16 protein-coding genes and 1 other RNA gene are annotated in these 18,618 nt (G+C 46.0%); all 17 read right to left on the bottom strand.

Annotated elements, in window-relative coordinates:
- Nucleotides 1–818: 818 nt before the first annotated feature.
- Nucleotides 819–1,221, bottom strand: an RNA gene (gene rnpB / locus NSQ50_RS23740) — RNase P RNA component class A.
- 64 nt (nucleotides 1,222–1,285) lie between these two features.
- Nucleotides 1,286–2,401, bottom strand: coding sequence for a Nif3-like dinuclear metal center hexameric protein (locus NSQ50_RS23745; RefSeq protein ID WP_076098536.1), 1,116 nt, complete (start codon nucleotides 2,399–2,401; stop codon nucleotides 1,286–1,288).
- Entirely contained in the window at nucleotides 2,377–3,177 is an 801-nt protein-coding gene (locus NSQ50_RS23750; RefSeq protein WP_244886381.1) for a tRNA (adenine(22)-N(1))-methyltransferase, read from the bottom strand. Before NSQ50_RS23750 ends, NSQ50_RS23745 begins: the two co-directional genes overlap by 25 nt.
- On the bottom strand, nucleotides 3,153–3,977 hold the full coding sequence (locus NSQ50_RS23755) for a hypothetical protein (RefSeq protein ID WP_076222929.1): 825 nt from the start codon (nucleotides 3,975–3,977) through the stop codon (nucleotides 3,153–3,155). The genes NSQ50_RS23750 and NSQ50_RS23755 overlap by 25 nt, the downstream gene beginning before the upstream one ends.
- A gap of 110 nt (nucleotides 3,978–4,087) precedes the next feature.
- Nucleotides 4,088–5,221 (bottom strand): RNA polymerase sigma factor RpoD, encoded by a 1,134-nt coding sequence (gene rpoD, locus NSQ50_RS23760; RefSeq protein ID WP_036683799.1) that lies wholly within the window; start codon nucleotides 5,219–5,221, stop codon nucleotides 4,088–4,090.
- Nucleotides 5,222–5,261: 40 nt separating this feature from the next.
- Nucleotides 5,262–7,097: a DNA primase gene (dnaG, locus tag NSQ50_RS23765; RefSeq protein WP_232061436.1), complete on the bottom strand. Its 1,836-nt coding sequence runs from the start codon at nucleotides 7,095–7,097 to the stop codon at nucleotides 5,262–5,264.
- A gap of 30 nt (nucleotides 7,098–7,127) precedes the next feature.
- Entirely contained in the window at nucleotides 7,128–7,601 is a 474-nt protein-coding gene (locus NSQ50_RS23770) for a YaiI/YqxD family protein (protein WP_036683807.1), read from the bottom strand.
- A 162-nt stretch (nucleotides 7,602–7,763) separates the two neighbouring features.
- The gene (gene glyS, locus NSQ50_RS23775; RefSeq protein WP_076222932.1) at nucleotides 7,764–9,839 is read right to left on the bottom strand and encodes a glycine--tRNA ligase subunit beta; all 2,076 of its coding nucleotides are present in this window, start codon (nucleotides 9,837–9,839) and stop codon (nucleotides 7,764–7,766) included.
- Nucleotides 9,832–10,719: a glycine--tRNA ligase subunit alpha gene (glyQ, locus tag NSQ50_RS23780; protein ID WP_076222934.1), complete on the bottom strand. Its 888-nt coding sequence runs from the start codon at nucleotides 10,717–10,719 to the stop codon at nucleotides 9,832–9,834. The genes glyS and glyQ overlap by 8 nt, the downstream gene beginning before the upstream one ends.
- Nucleotides 10,720–11,139: 420 nt before the next feature.
- Nucleotides 11,140–11,895 carry a DNA repair protein RecO gene (gene recO, locus NSQ50_RS23785; RefSeq protein WP_036683821.1) on the bottom strand — a complete coding sequence of 252 codons (756 nt, stop codon included), beginning with the start codon at nucleotides 11,893–11,895 and terminating at the stop codon, nucleotides 11,140–11,142.
- Nucleotides 11,896–11,931: 36 nt separating this feature from the next.
- Complete coding sequence (locus NSQ50_RS23790) at nucleotides 11,932–12,075, bottom strand: YqzL family protein (protein ID WP_076098533.1); 144 nt, start codon at nucleotides 12,073–12,075, stop codon at nucleotides 11,932–11,934.
- A 113-nt stretch (nucleotides 12,076–12,188) separates the two neighbouring features.
- Nucleotides 12,189–13,082, bottom strand: coding sequence for a GTPase Era (era, locus tag NSQ50_RS23795; RefSeq protein WP_036683823.1), 894 nt, complete (start codon nucleotides 13,080–13,082; stop codon nucleotides 12,189–12,191).
- Nucleotides 13,083–13,756: 674 nt separating this feature from the next.
- Nucleotides 13,757–14,176 carry a cytidine deaminase gene (locus NSQ50_RS23800; RefSeq protein WP_076222936.1) on the bottom strand — a complete coding sequence of 140 codons (420 nt, stop codon included), beginning with the start codon at nucleotides 14,174–14,176 and terminating at the stop codon, nucleotides 13,757–13,759.
- A 307-nt stretch (nucleotides 14,177–14,483) separates the two neighbouring features.
- On the bottom strand, nucleotides 14,484–14,879 hold the full coding sequence (locus NSQ50_RS23805) for a diacylglycerol kinase family protein (RefSeq protein WP_036683827.1): 396 nt from the start codon (nucleotides 14,877–14,879) through the stop codon (nucleotides 14,484–14,486).
- Nucleotides 14,879–15,376 (bottom strand): rRNA maturation RNase YbeY, encoded by a 498-nt coding sequence (gene ybeY, locus NSQ50_RS23810; protein WP_036683829.1) that lies wholly within the window; start codon nucleotides 15,374–15,376, stop codon nucleotides 14,879–14,881. The genes NSQ50_RS23805 and ybeY overlap by 1 nt, the downstream gene beginning before the upstream one ends.
- Nucleotides 15,373–17,628 carry an HD family phosphohydrolase gene (locus tag NSQ50_RS23815; RefSeq protein ID WP_036683831.1) on the bottom strand — a complete coding sequence of 752 codons (2,256 nt, stop codon included), beginning with the start codon at nucleotides 17,626–17,628 and terminating at the stop codon, nucleotides 15,373–15,375. Before NSQ50_RS23815 ends, ybeY begins: the two co-directional genes overlap by 4 nt.
- 14 nt (nucleotides 17,629–17,642) lie before the next feature.
- Entirely contained in the window at nucleotides 17,643–18,614 is a 972-nt protein-coding gene (locus NSQ50_RS23820) for a PhoH family protein (RefSeq protein WP_036683834.1), read from the bottom strand.
- Nucleotides 18,615–18,618: the final 4 nt, after the last annotated feature.

An 18,618-nucleotide genomic window follows, 5' to 3' on the forward strand; every position in this document is an offset into this window, starting at 1 on the left:
CGTATTTCCCCATTCAGCAATTTTTACACATCACATATCGCATTCCCACATTTCGCCGTCGGCATCACCAAACATCCTTTAGTTACTCAACACATCTGCCATTCAACTAATCCGATTTCACAGCGAAGTTACAGCCAGAGGTTACAATTGATATTTTGCTACTAACTCCAATCTTCCCGCAGAAGATTAGCCAAGCTCCGCATTGCGCAGTTTGCTAGCTACTAATCTAATTCTGGCGTCAAAGTAACTATGGAGTTCTGGAGTTCTGGAGTTCTGGAGTTCTGGAGTTCTGGAGTTCTGGAGTTCTGGAGTTCTGGAGTTCTGAATTCGGGAGTTCGGGAGGTTCGTATCGGACCCCAGCGCTCTTATTTGCATCAATTCCGCTCATTTAGTTTGCTATCGGACTCCATAGTCACTATTGGATTCAAAACGCCCGATATCCACCCTGTTTATGCCGAATAACGGCTCTCCAGTCCGAAACTCCTCCAAAAAGGCATAAAATACACAAATAGCTGCATCTCGGTCCGTTAGCATATCAGCTCATCAGCCCATCAACCATCTGCCATCAGTCATCAACCATCAACCATCAACCATCAGCCATCAGCTCATCAACCACCAGTCATCAGCCCATCAGCCGCTAGCAATTCTTTTAAAAAATCCAATTTCTGCATATCACGTTACTAAACACCTGCATTTTCACGCATTCACTGCTTTATATATTTGCCTTATCCGCATTTGTTTGCAACAAAAAAGGCGGCGTAGCCGGGTTACCGGGATACGTCGCCGTTTGTATGGTGTTGTTATTATAACGTTGCAGTTAGGAAAGTTTGCCGTAAGCCGGGTTCTGTGCTCGTCGTGGTTCGATCGGGAACTACCCTCCCACCATAAGCGACAATCATCTATCTAGGCCATACATTACTGCACAGCTCCAGCGACCAACCTAGACGCGCCTCAGGCTAAGGCTGCTTATTCAGCTGCGTCTCATTAGGTCTTGCTCCAGATGGGGTTTACCAGGAACGAAGTCACCAGCGTTCCTCGGGGTCTCTTACACCTCGGTTCCATCCTTGCCTGTGCCGCCCTAAGGCGGCCATCGGCGGTCCATTTCTGTGGCACTATCCTTCAGCTCGCGCCGACTGGACGTTATCCAGCATCCTGCCTTATGGAGCCCGGACTTTCCTCCCGTGACGTCTTCACGTCACCGGCGATTGTCTGTCAAACTTTCCGAACAACATTATATATTATACAGACATCACATGTCTGGCACAAGCATTATTAAATGGCAATTTTATAGGAACTTAAATGGCTCCGTATTCACCTGCGAAGCATGTACAGCTGTATCATACTTATGCTCGGCCAATTTTCCAGCCATCCACTCCGCTACTTTCTCTTTCATGATCTTCTCCGCATTATGTCCCGGATCAATCAGAGTGATTCCGGCGAGCGCAGCATCCTGTACTGTATGATAATCCAGATCCCCAGTAACCAGAACATCCGCACCGCGGAAAATAGCACTGTTATAATACTTTCCACCCGAGCCACCGAGAACAGCGGCTTTACGAATCGGACGGTCCAAATCACCAACAACCCGTACATGGTCTACCTTCAGACCTTTTTTTACCGTCTCCACGAATTGTCCAAGGGTTGTAGGCTCTTTGAGCTTTCCTACCCGCCCAAGTCCTAAGCTGCGGCCCTTAAGATCCATTGAATATAAATCATAGGCAACCTCTTCATAAGGATGGGCCTTAAGCATAGCCTGCACCACTTTATTGCGGATGGAGTGCGGGACGATCGTCTCAATACGAATTTCCTCGGCACGTTCCATCTTACCTTTTTCCCCGATATAAGGATCCGTGCCTTCTCCTGGAATAAAAGTACCGTATCCCTCGATATTGAAGCTGCAATGACTATAGTTGCCAATTGCCCCTGCTCCAGCATTCAGGATAGCATCCAGAACCTTCTGATGATGATCCTTCGGCACAAATACTACCAGCTTTGATAATTGCTCTGAATGAATGTCTTTGATGGGTACTCCGTTTTCTATGCCAAGAGCTTCAGCCATCCAATCATTCATTCCACCCTCGGTAACATCCAGATTCGTGTGGCTGATGTACACCGCAATGTCATTCTTGATTAATTTTTCATACATTTTGCCCGCCGGTGTGTCTGTCTGGATTCCTTGCAATGGACGGAAAATAATCGCATGATGCGCAATAATCAAATTGCAGCCTAGACGAATCGCTTCTTCAACTACCTCATCATTCACATCTAAAGCAACTAATACATTAGTTATTTCTTTTTGCAGCGTGCCCAGTTGAAGGCCAATTTTGTCCCAATCCTCAGCTAAATGCTTAGGAGCCAGTTGCTCCATATACTGAATTACTGTTTGTCCCTTGGCAAACATTGTAGCACCTCCGTAATTTCCCTGATCTGACCTTGAATCTGTTTCCGTTTATTCTCAGCAGATTCTAGTTCTGAACGTGACAACGATGTTAAAATGCCTTCCAATTTCTGAATCTCACCCTGCCACTTAGCAAAAAACACAGCATTTGGCGCTTGAAGCAGCCATGGTCCCATTTGCAGCAAGGCCTCTTGCCCAAGGACCTTAGTGGAATCCCCCAGGGTTAAGTCACGATATACACTTTCATTTGTAATTCCAGCGTCCGTATTTTCTGGTACAGCCGTCAATACTTCATATAACTTCCCGTCTTCTTCCAAAATTCTCTCAGCTACGAGTACCCATTTATTATTTAATAACCAGCGGCGCAAAATATCCTCGCCTACATTCGGCTGAAGCAAAAGGGTTGTAACATCCTTTAGCTTACCTTGGCTTTGACCCCGGTCCAGAATCGCGGCAATTAATGCGCCTCCCATGCCAGCAATCGTGATACAATTGACTTCACCAGGTTCCAGAACCTCAAGGCCGTCTCCTCGGCGCACCGAGATCACCTTCCCTAGTCCAGCCTCTGCAACGCCCTTACAAGCAGCATCAAAGGGACCCGGGTTTACTTCACCTGCAATTGCAAACACAGCCTTACCGCTTTCGACAGCGGCCACAGGAAGCAAGGCATGATCGGAACCGATATCTGCTAATCTGCTTCCTTGCGGAATTTGCTCCAGCAATTGCTGAAGCCGATCTGATAATTTCACATTGTTCATGTTGCCACCCACGTTATCCATTTTTTTCGAAACCCAAACAACAAAGCTAACCCTGCTGCAATCTTTAGGATCAGCATCAATGAAATCCACTGCGGATAAATCTGTCTTAATAAAAGAGCGTCAAGCTCTGGCATGATCCAAAGCGATACTCCCACTGCAAAATAAACACTGGCAACACCGCTTACCTTATGATGCAAAAGCCAGCTTAACCATACCATCAGCACACACAATGGCAGCCATAGGAACTCCAGTTTAAATATAGAGGCCTCCGGGCTTCTTCCACCGAAGAACCCTGCATACAGTAATGCCCAAAAAGCAAAACCACAGTACTGCAACAAACCTATCCGGAGTAAAAATCCCAAAATACACCATAACAAGCCGCAGCACCCAATTAGAATAGGCCTCCAGAGCTGAGGATCCAGATCATGCAAATCAATCAGCCATAGCCCAAAACCAAGCGTTAAAACACTGCCCAGCCCCGCTAGGATAAGACTGATAACATTGTTCCGGTCCTTATAAACGGCGGAGTATCCATAACAAATAATTAATACAGATAGTGCGGTTGCAAGTTGCAAAGGCCAAGGAAAAACGCTAAAATAAAGACTAATCAAGAAAATCAAGGAAATAATTCCAAAAGAAAACAGCCAAATTTTGATGCTTCCCTGCTGTAAATTTCTCAGCGAAATTGGATTGTTATCCTTATTCGCATCCTCATCGTCATACAGATTGGTTAAGAAATCGCAATACTGCTCTGGCAGCAACCGGCTTTTTCTCCAATACTGAATCTCTTTTATAATGATGTCGCGTTTTTCCAAATTCACTGGTTCATCCTTCTTTCCAGATACACAAGGTCAACACATTTTTTACCAGCGTAAATTCAAATAAAAGAACCTCCTGCCACTGAGCAGCAGAAGGTCCAGTTCATGAAATACTATTCAAGGAAATCCTTAAGCCGTTTACTGCGGCTAGGGTGACGAAGTTTGCGCAATGCTTTGGCTTCGATCTGGCGAATCCGTTCCCGGGTAACACCAAACACCTTGCCGACTTCTTCAAGCGTTCTTGTCCGTCCATCATCAAGGCCAAAACGCAGGCGAAGTACATTCTCTTCACGCTCCGTGAGCGTGTCCAGCACATCCTCCAGTTGTTCCTTCAGGAGTTCATAAGCCGCTGCATCCGCAGGAGCCAATGCTTCCTGATCCTCAATGAAATCTCCCAGATGAGAGTCATCTTCTTCACCAATTGGTGTTTCCAAGGATACAGGTTCTTGGGCAATCTTCATGATCTCTCTAACTTTCTCAACCGTCAGTTCCATCTCAGCCGCAATTTCCTCTGGGGAAGGTTCGCGTCCCAGTTCTTGCAGCAATTGGCGAGAAACCCGAATCAGCTTGTTGATCGTTTCCACCATGTGTACAGGAATACGAATGGTACGCGCCTGATCCGCAATCGCACGAGTGATGGCCTGGCGAATCCACCAAGTAGCATACGTACTAAATTTGAATCCCTTATTATGGTCAAATTTCTCTACTGCTTTGATCAGACCCATATTACCTTCCTGAATCAGATCCAGGAACAGCATACCGCGTCCGACATAACGTTTCGCGATACTTACTACGAGACGCAGGTTCGCTTCTGCAAGACGGCGTTTAGCTTCTTCATCGCCATTCTTAATCCGCATAGCAAGCTCAACTTCATCGTCAGCCGACAACAAAGGAACGCGTCCGATTTCTTTTAGATACATACGGACAGGGTCATTAATCTTGATCCCTGGTGGCAGTGACAGATCGTCATCAAAGCTGAAATCATCGCTGTCTTTATCCTCATTATCCTCGCTTGGTCGGAGGCTGTTAACCTCTTCATCGTTCTCGTTTACAACCTCAATTCCCAAATCACTGAGTTGCTCGTAGAACTCCTCCATTTGCTCGGGGTCTTGATCAAACGGCGATAATTTCTCCATAATATCTTTGTAATTTAATGATGATCTTTTCTTACCTTGCTCAATGAGCTGATCCTTCACCTGATCCAAAGTAAATTCTGCTTCCAATTCAGTATGCTGATCGTTCGCCATAATTCGACTCCCTCCTCCCTAGGTACATCCTGTCAACATGTCATTGTCTCTCTAGGGCTATAATCTCACTTGCTATTTGTGCCGCACGCAAAAAGTCACCTGACTTTTCAGCCTGAATCATCTCTTCACGCTTCTGTTCCATTTTGCGTTGCAGTGGGTATTTCCGCACTTCACGGATACAATCATCTAGAACCTGCATATTCCAGTCCGGAGGGGTATCCATCATGGATATTGATGTCGCAGTTTTCTCCAGACGATCATCCTGAAGTGATGATAGAAACCGACTAATGCCGGGTGGTTTGCCTTGCGCGTAATAGGCATATAGATAAGCAGCAATTGCCGCATGATCAACGATGTTGAAATCTTCTCCGAGGCGTTCGCCCACATACGTGGCGGCTTCCGGGTCCTGAATCATAAAGGACAATAGACGCCGTTCCGCGACATGATAAGCGGGTAGTAAGGTCGGTGTCTGCACCTGCCCTTTTTTATGCCTACCATTATTCCACCTTTTGTCGTTATTATCCCCTTCAGGGATGTTTTTTTGCATCGATGCCCTAAGTAAATTACAATCCTGCTTCAAACTATCATATGAAAGTTCGAGTTCAGCAGCGATTTCCTTCAGATAAACCTCTCGCTCTGTTGAGGAATGCAGTGAAGCAATAACTTCTAAGGCTTCCTTGACATAGGCGATTTTGCCATCTTCCTCTAGGAGTATATGGTTTTTTTTCAGATATATAAGCTTAAATTTTATGGATGAAACTGCTGAATCAATAACCTGATCTTTAAATCTTTCTCCTCCATGCTTGGAGATAAATTCATCCGGATCCACCCCGCTTGGCAGTAAGGCGATCTTTACACGCAGGCCGCTGCCTTCAAGCATCGGAATGGCCTTCATGGCTGCTGCTTGTCCCGCCCGGTCACCGTCGTAAGACAGTATAATTTCATCAGCCAGGCTCTTCATAAGTGCCACATGACCCTCCGTCAAGGACGTTCCCATCGTTGCTACGCCGTTATGCACACCCGCTTCCCAGGATGAGATGACATCTCCGTATCCTTCAAACAGGACGATTTGTCGAGTTTTGCGAATGGATGCTTTGGACTGGTGCAAATTGTACAATATCCGGCTTTTGTTAAACAATCTACTCTCCGGAGAATTTAAATACTTAGGTTGACCCTCTCCAAGTATTCTTCCGGCGAATGCGATTACCTTGCCTGTACGGTTGGCAATCGGAAAAATAATCCGGCCACGGAAACGATCCAAATAGCCTTTGCCCTCACCGCGGGCTGACAGAAGTCCGCCTTTCTCCATTTCCGCAAGGTCAAAATTTCGTTTCTCCAAAAACTGCAGCAAAGTATCCCAGCGGTCCGGAGCATATCCGATCTGAAACTGGTCAATCATTTTATCACTGAAGTTCCGGCCTCTTAAATAGTCCATAGCGGCTTTGCCGTGTTCCGTATTCTTCAGCAAGTAATGATAGAACTTTGCCGACCATTCATAAGCTTGAATCAACCGGTCGCGTTCCGGATCAGGGGGAGACATCATACCTCCCTTACCTTCTGGAACGGGAATATCACTTTCTTCAGCCATTATTCTGACAGCTTCGGGGAAGGTTAATCCTTCGATTTCCATCCTAAATTTGATGGCATTTCCACCCATACCGCAGCCAAAGCAATGAAATACTCCCCGGTCGGGGGTAACAGTAAAGGAAGGGGTTTTCTCCGAATGGAACGGGCAGAGGCCCCATAAATATTTCCCCTGCTTGGACAAATGAACAACCTTACCGACTGTATCGACTATATCATGACGCGCAAGCACGCTTTCGATAACCTCTTCCGGAATATTGCCGTGTCCGCTAGCCACTTCAACCACCTTCATCTCTTAACAAATAAATATAATTCGCTATTGCTACACATTCTCCTGCAAAAGTATTAAAAGTTTTGTCAGTTTATGTTGAAAATAAGTTTTTTCTTCTGCCGTTATGGGTTTTGGACCCTTGGAATAATGTCCCCGTCTTCGTTCCACGGCCCTGGCATGTCTTCCCTCCAACATAAAATCCATCTTGGAATTGTCGTATTCCTGACCACGAAATGAAAGCACACTGCATCGTTTACCTAGTGCAAGTGCCGCAAGACCATAATCTTGAGTCAGTACCACATCTCCTGCAGTAATATGATTGGCAATATATAGATCGGCACTCTGATCTCCTCGATCCACCTGCACAACCGTTACACCCTCTTCAGCTTTCAGTGCATGGTCATAAGAAGATACCATAAGTACCGGAACACCAAAGGTGCGACCTACCTCAGCGATCTCTTTTTTGACCGGACAAGCATCCCCATCCACCACTATCGTTCTAGACTGGGACTTCTCCATGATCATCACCAATTTCCCGTGTAATATATATACGCCCTCTCCGCAAGAAATCCTTCTTTCTAAGCATAAATACGGAACGGATGTCAAATGACGCATTGGCACCGTTCCGTATATTTATACCCCAAACCAACATTCTATACCATAAGATTCAAATTTTCTTGATTAAAATTACCAGACAAGCTTCGCGAAATCAGCGAACGACTTGGAGTCAGCATCAATACCAGCAAGCAGAGCCAAACGGTTAGCACGCACTTGCTCGTCCTCAGCCATAACCATAACGGAATCAAAAAATGTTGTAACGGCGTCTTTTAGACCCGAAAGAATCCGAAGTGCTTCTTCGGCATTTTTTGCCGCCATAGCTTTCAGGTAAGGTGTGTGAAGCTCCTGCCATGTATTGAAAAGCTGCATTTCGGCATCTTCTTTAAGTAAAGCAGGATCAATCACTTCACTAGTTGCTTTACTTGCCAAATTACTGACACGAGTAAGCGAATCCACGGTAATCTTGAAATCTGCTTGGTCGGACACAGCAGCCATAAGAGCACGACTTCTGCCCACAACATCTACTACGTCGTCAAAACCAGCCGCTGTAACAGCGTCCACAACATCATAGCGTACATTGTCAGATAAAAGACGTTTTACACGCAGACCGAAGAACTCGTACAGGTTTATACGTAGTTCATCTCCAGAATGTTTCGTATTTCCTGAATTTTCATGAATTTCAATCGCCGCTTCAAAAATTTCGCGCAGCGTAATTGGCAATTTATGCTCAAGCACAATTTGGACAATTCCTGCAGCCTGACGGCGCAGCGCATATGGATCCTGAGATCCTGTCGGGATGATGCCGATGGAGAAGCAGCCAACAATCGTATCGATTTTGTCCGCTATGCTGACAACTGAACCTGCTTCTGTTGAAGGTACAGCATCTCCTGCAAATCGTGGCTGATAATGCTCGAAGATCGCTTTTGCCACAGTTTCAGGCTCGCCTGCTTTACGTGCATAATCTTCACCCATTGTTCCTTGCAGCTCAGGAAATTCATAAACCATTTGTGTGACAAGATCAAATTTACAAATATCCGCAGTGCGACTTACTTCGGACACAGCAGTAGCTGACAATCCAAGCTTCACAGCCAGACGATCAGAGATTTGGCGAATACGGCGCACCTTATCCCCTACGCTGCCCAAATCTTCATGGTAAACAATGTTCTCAAGCTTGGCTAACGCATCGTCAATCTTCATCTTTTGATCTTCTTGATAGAAGAATTTGGCATCTGATAGACGAGCACGAAGCACTTTTTCATTTCCCTTAGCGATAACATCCAAGGATTCTGCATTCCCGTTTCGTACAGTTACAAAGAATGGCAGTAGCTTGCCAGCTGCATCAAAAACAGGGAAATAACGCTGATGCTCACGCATCGAGGTAATCAGCACATCCTGAGGAATCTCTAAGAAAGATGGATCAAAGGTTCCAAAGAGCACGGTTGGTGTTTCTACCAAGAACAGTACTTCTTCCAAAAGATCTTCTTTAATCGCAATCGTCCAGCTTTTCTCTTCAGCCAATTTGTTGATTTGATCCAGGATAAGCGTTTCCCGTTCCTTCACATCCACAAGTACATGCTGCGCACGCATGCTCTCCACATATTGTGCAGGCTCCGAGATTACAGTCTCTGTACCCAGAAAACGATGTCCACGGCTCACATTACCCGCTTTTACATCCGTAATCTCCAAATCAATGATCTCTTTACCAAAAAGAGCAACCATCCAGCGAATCGGACGAACGAATTTAAAATCGTAAGCTCCCCAGCGCATGTTTTTCGGGAAAGTCATCGCATTTACAATACCCAGAAGTCCTTCTGTGAGCAAAGAAGCAGTCTCTACACCCGCACTATTTTTTGTGGCATAAATATATTCCACGCCAGCTAGCTCTTTAAACGTAAATTGCTCTGGAGATACACCCTGACTGCGGGCAAATCCTAGTGCAGCTTTACTCCAGTCGCCGTTAGCATCCAGCGCGATTTTGCGTGAAGGTCCTTTGACCTCTTCACTAATATCCTCTTGCTTCTCAGCCGCATCCTTAACAAATACAGCGAGACGACGCGGCGTAGCATATGCAGTAACTCCAGCATGGTTTATACGTGTAGAATCCAACCACTTGGACATTCTATCCTGCAGCTGTTCCATCGCAGCACGGATAAAACGTGCAGGAATTTCCTCCAGACCGATCTCAAACAGGATATCTTTAGACACGGTCAGCACCTTCTTTCTTCAGCAGTGGGAAGCCAAGCTTCTCGCGTTCCTCAAGATATGTTGCCGCTACGGAGCGGGCAAGATTACGCACTCGGGTAATAAATCCAGTCCGTTCAGTTACACTAATTGCTCCACGTGCATCGAGTAGATTAAAGCTATGTGAGCATTTCAACACATAATCGTAGGCTGGAAACACAAGATGTTTCTCCATCGCTCTACGCGCTTCCTCTTCATACATGTTGAACAGCGAGAATAACATTTTTACATCCGATACTTCAAAAGTGTAGGTAGAATGTTCAAACTCCGGCTGATGAAAAACATCACCATAAGTTATACCGCTTACCCATTCAAGATCGAACACATTTTCTTTATCCTGAATGTAAGAGGCTAAGCGCTCCATACCGTAAGTGATTTCTACAGCAACAGGATTCGCTTCGATGCCACCTACCTGCTGGAAGTAAGTAAACTGAGTGATCTCCATACCGTCCAGCCATACTTCCCATCCCAGACCTGCACAGCCCAGTGACGGATTCTCCCAGTTATCCTCTACAAAACGGATGTCATGCAAGAGCGGATCAATACCGAGTGCTTTCAAGCTATCCAAATAGATCTCTTGAATGTTATCTGGTGAGGGTTTGATGATTACTTGGAACTGGTGATGCTGATACAGACGGTTCGGGTTCTCTCCATAACGACCATCGGAGGGACGACGTGAAGGCTCTACGTAAGCCACTCTCCAAGGCTCAGGACCTAGCGAGCGTAAAAAAGTCATAGGGTTCATCGTGCCGGCGCCTTTTTCTGTGTCATAAGGCTGTACGATGATACAGTTCTGTTCAGCCCAGAACTGCTGCAGTGTCAAAATCATCTGCTGGAAGTTCATAATACCGTCTCCTTCGCTTTACAAGTTTTTTACAACAGCTTGCCTAAAACTTTCTACCATGGAGGCGGCACTTTTAGCTCCTGACAGCAACAAAAAGCCCCCGCCCCCATGCCTGATTAACAGACATAGGGACGAGAGCTTAACTTATTCTCCCGCGGTTCCACCCTACTTGATTTCATACCTTGTATGAGCAAGTTTGCTGCCAAGACAAGAACGAAATCCACTTTCATTCGCCGCATCCGTACTCCCGGGTGCCATGTTCATGAACGTTGTCCCGCCAGGCTTCCACTGCCCCCAGCTCGCTGAATAACGACAATAAAGTCCACTACTTTCCCGATCAATGCACGCCTCTCCCCAATTGGAGCATAACGACGATCATATAATAAACTGATCCTATAGTAACGGAAAAATCAGCTTTCGTCAAATCTTGTACTTGTCGAGCTGGTCTAGGAAACTTTGTGACTTCAGCTTTAATCCGAGTTGCACATCCATAAAGGCGCGCATAATTTTTTTCAGCTCATCCCGGCTGCTTTCCTTTACATCCACATTGCCTAGTCTAGTTAGGTCAAGTCTGGCGAATAATCGCAGCAGCTTCAACGCACGAGCAGAGACCTCCATGGCTGGAGGGTCATTATGTTTACAACTGCGGCACAGTGCTCCACCAAGGCGAGGGCTGACCAGCAGTTGATCATCCGGCTTCTCGGCACCACAAATTACACAAGAATCGAATTCAGGACCATAACCGGCTGCCTGTAAGATTTTCATTTCAAAGACATTTATGATAACGCCGGGTTCCTTGTCCTCTTCAAGTGCATTAAGACAGGCCGTAAGCTGGCGAAACCAGAAGCTTCCCGTTTCCTCATCATGCAGAACACGATCAAGCAGTTCACACGCATAAGACGCATAAGCAGCTTTGATCAAATCCTCACGCAGCGGATGGTGAGACTTCGTAATTTCGCCAGAATTCAGTGTCCCAAGTCCTCCATTATTTCTAAAAAAAACAAATTCCCCAACGGTGAACAGTTGGATCAATGCAGCATGGCGGCTTTTGACCTTCTTTGCGCCACGCACCAGAACCCCTACTTTTCCCGCGTTCTCGGTGCAAAGCGTAATAATTGCGTTCCCCTCGCCGTAGTCCATGCTGCGGATGACGATCCCTTCCACCCTGTGTAGCATGCCTCTTCCCCCAACCATTCGGCAAGCAACCAGTCCTTATTGCGCTTCTTCATCACAGGCCTTCTCTTCCTCCACTAGCTGTAATCCACTATCTTCAAGCGGATGGCCAGCTTCCTTATACAGCAGGTAAGCATCGACGTCTCCTGTCATTGCAAAATACTTCCACGAAAAGTTTCGCATTCGTATTCATCCTTTCTTGGGAAAGACGATGTCTCTTATCAAGAATTAGGATGGTGCGATGGAGCAGGTTCTATCCTTGCAATTCCTACCAAACGAGGAATAACGGAATTAACTTAAAGGTCTTTATGGAAGCCCAAATCCCGCAGAACGCGGTCCTGATTGCGCCAATCTTTTTTCACTTTTACCCATAGCTCCAGAAAAATCTTCGAACCCAGCAGGTTCTCAATATCTGTCCGAGCCCGTCTGCCGACCTCTTTCAGCATTGCCCCTTGCTTGCCGATAATAATTCCCTTTTGCGAATCACGCTCAACAAAAATAACAGCTGAAACATGTACTACTCCATTAGGCTCAACCTTCATATCTTCGATGGCTACAGCAATAGAGTGCGGCACTTCTTCACGAGTCAAATGCAGAATTTTCTCCCGGATTAATTCCGCGCAGACAAATTGCTCGGGGTGATCCGTGATTTGATCTTCCGGATAATACTGAGGGCCTTCCGGCAAGTACTTGGCAACCTGCTCTAACAGCGTATTAACATTGCTGCCCATCTTCGCAGAAATCGGAATAATTTCGGCAAAATCATGCAGCTTGTTATATTGAGCCATAAGCGGGAGCAGAGCTTCCGGCTCTATTTTATCGATCTTGTTGAGCACCAGAATCACCGGTGTCTTCAGACCATTTAATTGCTCGGCAATGTAACGGTCTCCACCGCCCAAGCCCTCTGACGCATCCACAAGGAATAACACAGCTTCTACTTCACCCAGTGTACTCATTGCAGTCTGGTTCATGTAGTCGCCTAGCTTGGACTGTCTTTTATGAATCCCCGGTGTGTCCAGGAATACGATTTGTGAAGTGTTTGTTGTGTAAACACCATGAATTTTGTTTCTGGTTGTCTGTGGCTTATCCGACATGATGGCAATCTTCTGGCCAATGACCTGATTCATGAGTGTTGATTTACCTACGTTTGGTCTGCCGATAATTGCGACAAAGCCTGATTTGAATTTCATATTATCTTCCTTCCATACTTACCTTCTAGTTCAATCTTTTTCAATCATTCAATCTTTTTTTAAAAGCTTTTTCGCTCCCCCTGAATCTCCCTCAGCCAAGGGGGACCCCAAGGGCCCCGACCCTCTGGACACCCGAAAATAGGCGTACCTGCAACGTTCGACGGGATTAGAGGGACGGTTGTGCATGAGCGCTTTTGTCCCCTGTTGGGGACACGCTTCACTGTCGCTTATTAACACGGTTCGCATTAAGCTCTCCATGGAGAAAAATTACTGAGATGCAGCTTACAGGCAGGGTTTCAAGTTACGATGGGCAAAGAATCGCTGGCGGCTTTTGCCGCGGCGCTTACCTCGTAATATTACTCTAATAACACATAGTTTGCACCAGTTTAGCCTAACTTGGTAGAACTAGAACACTTTTAATTGTATTTTGTACAACTAATTTTAGTTTGAGTTTATGTTTTGGTGCTTTAGTTGTATTCTGTGCAATTAAATCCTGTCTTAAGAGCCTAATATGGACTTTATCATAAATTTAATTGTACTATCTGCAACTAAATTCATTTTTGTGGGAAAGAGTAGCAATTTAACTGTACATTGTGCAATTAAAGTAGCAACCTTCGTCTAACTATGCCTAATTTGCCTTTATACGGGCACAGGCATTAAATCAAAACCTCATTTTATTCTGAAGCTTGTCCTTGCTTTAGATCTACGGGACCAAAAGCGCCTGGAAGCAATTCTCCCACCGTAGTCTCAACGACATCACCCTTCATGTTTCCAAGAATAACCTTCATATCCGGTGAACACAACTCAATCATTACTTGCCGGCACACACCGCAAGGTGAAACGGGGCCGTCAGAGTCAGCTACTACGGCAATTGCTTTAAAAGAACCAACAGCATGTCCATCCGCAATCGCACGGAATAATGCTGTCCGTTCCGCACAGTTGGTTGGGCCAAAAGCAGCATTTTCCACATTACAGCCGTGGTGAATATGACCATCCTGATCAAGAAGGGCAGCTCCTACTCCGAATCGGGAATATGGAGTGTAAGCTTTAGCTCGTGCTTTAATCGCCTCTTGCATAAGAAGAGTAGAATCCATATTTTGTCCTCCTAAAGTTGTGTGAGTATTGACTTCGTTGATTTTTCTTCGCACAAAACTCAATTCGTAAGCATATACGCTCTGTTTTGTTTAGCGTTACTTCCTGTTATTACTTCAACAAAACTCACTTCGTAAGCATCTAATTAGTTTCGTTTATCGTTATTTTCTCAGCATGCACTAAATTTTATCAGCGTACTTCATGAGATATATTCGGGTACATAACTCACTTCAAAATTATTCAGTAACGAAAGAGGCGGAATCGCAAAACGCGGGTCCGCCTCTCCCCTGAATTGATTTTGTATCCTGATTATGACATAAGTCCGCTAATCCAGTCCATCACAGGCTGGTAAAAAACATAGATCCCGACTAAGACAGCAAACACCGCCGTGAGAAGCACAGCTCCTGCGGCGGTATCTTTTGCTCTCTTAGCCAGTGGATGAATCTCTGGCGAGATCAGATCAACCGTCGCTTCAATTGCCGTATTGAGCAGTTCGGCAGTTAGGACAAGCGTGATCGAGAACAGCAGCAACATCCAACTGGCCAGCGGAAGTCTGAACACGGCAGCGGCAACTAGCACAACCACCGCTAAACAGCAATGCACCTTCATGTTAAGCTCGGATTTGAATGCCGACACTAAGCCTTGCGATGCAAACCGAAAAGAGTGCCAGAACTTCTTGTGCCCTACCGCCGTGTTCTTCACCATTAGCGCGTCAACCCAACCTGAGATAGTACTTTTTCTTGCTTGGACATCATTTCTGCTTCTGAGGCTTCATCCTGATGATCATATCCTAACAAATGCAGAAATCCGTGAACAAAAAGAAAACCAAGCTCTCGTTCCAGTGAATGACCGTATTCCAGCGCCTGCTCCTGCGCACGAGTTACGGAAATGATTATATCCCCAAGTACGTCTGGAACATCTTCCAGCGCCTCGCCTTCCTCTACCTCGTATATAATGTCCAGCTCGTCCTCTCCGCTTTCATTCATAGCAAAAGAAAGCACGTCCGTCGGACGGTCAATTCCCCGATATTCTAAATTCAACTCATGTATACGAGCGTTATCGACAAAAGTAAGAGCTACCTCGCCCCGATCGATCCCTTCCGCTTCACCTGCTTTTTGCAAAATACTCTCCAGCAGCGTAATGAGATCGTCCTTTATCTCGTATTCTTCTTGCTCGTTATCCCAAACGATCTCCAAACTCATGGGTTAGGTGCCCCTTCCTCTTTTTTCGGCTTACGCACATCTTCTGGGTATTCGATCCGTGAATGGAAAATTCCCATAACCGTCTCCTTCAGAGTCCGTGCAATAATATCCAATTCTTTAATCGTCAAATCACATTCGTCAAACTGATGATCATCCAGTCGACTTTTAATAATCTTCTCAATCATCGTTTCCACCTGCAGAACAGTTGGCTTACGCAATGATCTCACTGCAGCCTCGACACTGTCGGCAATCCCCACAACGGCTGCTTCCTTCGACTGGGCTTTCGGTCCAGGATAACGGAAATCTTCCTCGGTAAAATCAGCCTCGACACCTTTTTCTTCAGCCAGCTTCAGTGCCTTATGGTAAAAATAATGCAGGAACGTTGTTCCATGATGCTGCTCCGCAATGTCACGGATTGGTTTTGGCAGCTTATATTCTCGTTGCATTTCCACCCCGTCACGGGCGTGGGCAACGATGATAGATTTACTAAGCTTCGGTTCAATAGAGTCATGTGGGTTTTCCATATTATTCTGATTCTCGATAAAATAAAACGGACGTTTTGTTTTGCCGATATCATGATAATACGATCCTACCCGGCACAATAAACCATCTGCTCCAATCGCTTCCGCGGCAGCCTCCGACAGGTTACCTACCATTACACTATGGTGATAGGTTCCCGGGGTTTCGGTAAGCAGCTTGCGCAGCAGCGGGTGGTTTGGATTAGACAATTCTACCAGCTTCAATGCTGATAGAATACCAAAGGTTGCTTCGAAGAAAGGCATTAGCCCAATCACAAGCACAGCCGTCAATAGCCCCCCTGCAAAAGCAAAACCAACCGAATACAAGGTACCTACCTCTTTCCATGCCCCTCCACCTAGCAGTATCTGCATAAAAACTGTCAGACAGCCAAAAAGCGATACCATAATCCCGCCTTTAAGGAGCGTGGAGCGTTGACCCGCACGGTGAGTCGCAAAGATAGCCACGTAAGAAACCACAATGGCAAAGAAACCAAAGTTAAAATCAAAGATTGAGTTCTGCTGCACATTCAAAATAACACTTGCCAGTACACTGAATAGAATGGAGCAGAAATAGGCCAAGGGCATGTCCAGAAGCATTGCAATTAACATTGCGCCAATCGCCACCGGTGCCAGGAATCCGATATAAGATCGGACATCGGTCTGCAAAACAGCGGCCAACCGCATAGAGATAATAGTTATAACAAATACAAGCACCAGCATCAATAGCTGAGAATTGTTGTACTTAAAGCCTGAGGTACCGCCAGAATAACGAATGAACGCAAGCAAACCGACGGAAAGCATCGCAGAGAGTATCAATAGGCCTAATTGGGGCCAGTAATTCACCTCATTGCTTAGTAGACCATTCTCATCCAAAAGAGTGTAGAGCTCTGGAGTAATTAGCTGCCCCTTAGCAACAAGCGTGTCCCCTTGCTCGATGAATACATCGGGTGTGTTCTCCCGAGCTTGTACCTTCGCTTCCTTGGTAGCATCCTCATCGTAGAACTTGTTACTTGTGATCACAAGACGTACAAGCTCCTGAACAACCTCACGCGCTGTACGCTGGCTTAGAGAACTAATACTGACCTGTTCCGCTACCTTGGCGCGAGCAGTCTGCGCATCCGTAATCTGATCATTCATCAGCCTAGTTACAATATCTCGGGCGACAGGCTTCATCTCGATAATGTCCTGAGAGGTCAGGCGCGGAATCTTAATGTAAGTCTCTTCCGGAATGACATAGGTCTGCTCTTTGATGACAGATTGCATTTCATCCAGAAGGTGATCTGAATAAGTAGCGCTGCCTCGATTGGAAGCTACGAAATTCAAGATGAAGTCGCTGGCTCTCTGCGGAATCTCATCACGATAAATCCCCGTCTTATCGCTTTGCGAAATCAGATCATCCTGATTGAGGCGATCTATCCGGTCCAGCAGTGAGGTCACAAGGTTGTCCGCCCTCATCGGGATAATTTTGTACTTGGGAGATACGCTTTCAGCCGCTTCCTCAGCCGCCTTTAACGTAGCTTTGGTGTCCTTAATTTGTTTCGGTGCCGTTATTTCCTTTGCACTGTAAGTATTCTCTTTAATATCATATTTCTTAGGTAGCAATTCTGGCGACAAGCTGAAGTAGAACACTAGTCCGAGTAACAGGAAAAGAGCATAGCGTGTCACTGCGCTATACTTCCATCCGTTGTTCGTATATACAAATCCGCTTAATTTAGATGGTTGCTTTGAAGCCATGAAGACAATCCCCTTTATTGGAGGTTTTCGGCAGAGCGGTCATAGGCAACGATAATTTTCTGCACCAGGGAATGCCGTACAACATCCTGTTCCGCGAAGTAGACAAAGCCAAGTTCTTCTATGCCGGATAAAATCGCTTTGGCTTCAATCAAACCGGATTTCTTGCCGCGGGGCAGGTCAATCTGGGTAACGTCACCTGTAATCACCATTTTGGACCCGAAGCCGAGTCGAGTCAGGAACATTTTCATTTGCTCAGGTGTGGTATTCTGTGCTTCATCCAGGATGATAAATGAATCATCCAGTGTACGTCCGCGCATATAAGCCAGCGGAGCAATCTCAATCAATCCCCGTTCAAGCGCCTTAGCCACCTGATCGGGTCCCATAACGTCGTATAACGCATCATAAAGCGGACGCAGATATGGATCTACCTTTTCTTGCAAATCCCCTGGAAGGAATCCTAGACTCTCTCCTGCTTCTACTGCGGGACGCGTAAGAACAATACGCTTAACCGAACCCTCTTTCAGTGCCGTAACTGCAAGCACCACTGCCAAGTAGGTCTTCCCCGTTCCTGCAGGACCGATTCCGAATACAATATCACGCTTCTTGATCGTTGTCACATAATGCTTCTGGCCGACCGTTTTGACACGGATAGGCTTTCCGCGAAAAGTTGTAGTAATTTCTCCTTTGAACAAATCGAGCAATTGATCAGCACGAAAATCTTTCGCCAGTTCCACAGCGTACTGCACATCACGTTCAGTAAGTATGTAACCGCTACGAATGAGGGACAGTAGCACATTAAACAATTGCCCCAGCATGTCTACTTCCCGCTCAGCTCCACGAATCGTTAGCTCAGCTTCACGCGAATCAATAATGGCGGGAATTTCACTCTCGATGATTTTTAAGAATCCATCCTGCGGGCCAAACAGCGATTGCGCTTCTCCCGCATTTTGCAAAGATATACGAATGCTTGCAGTCTGTTCTGACAAGTAG

Origin of the sequence: Paenibacillus sp. FSL R10-2788 (genome assembly GCF_038003885.1) — a bacterium.
Classification (GTDB): domain Bacteria; phylum Bacillota; class Bacilli; order Paenibacillales; family Paenibacillaceae; genus Paenibacillus_AQ; species Paenibacillus_AQ odorifer.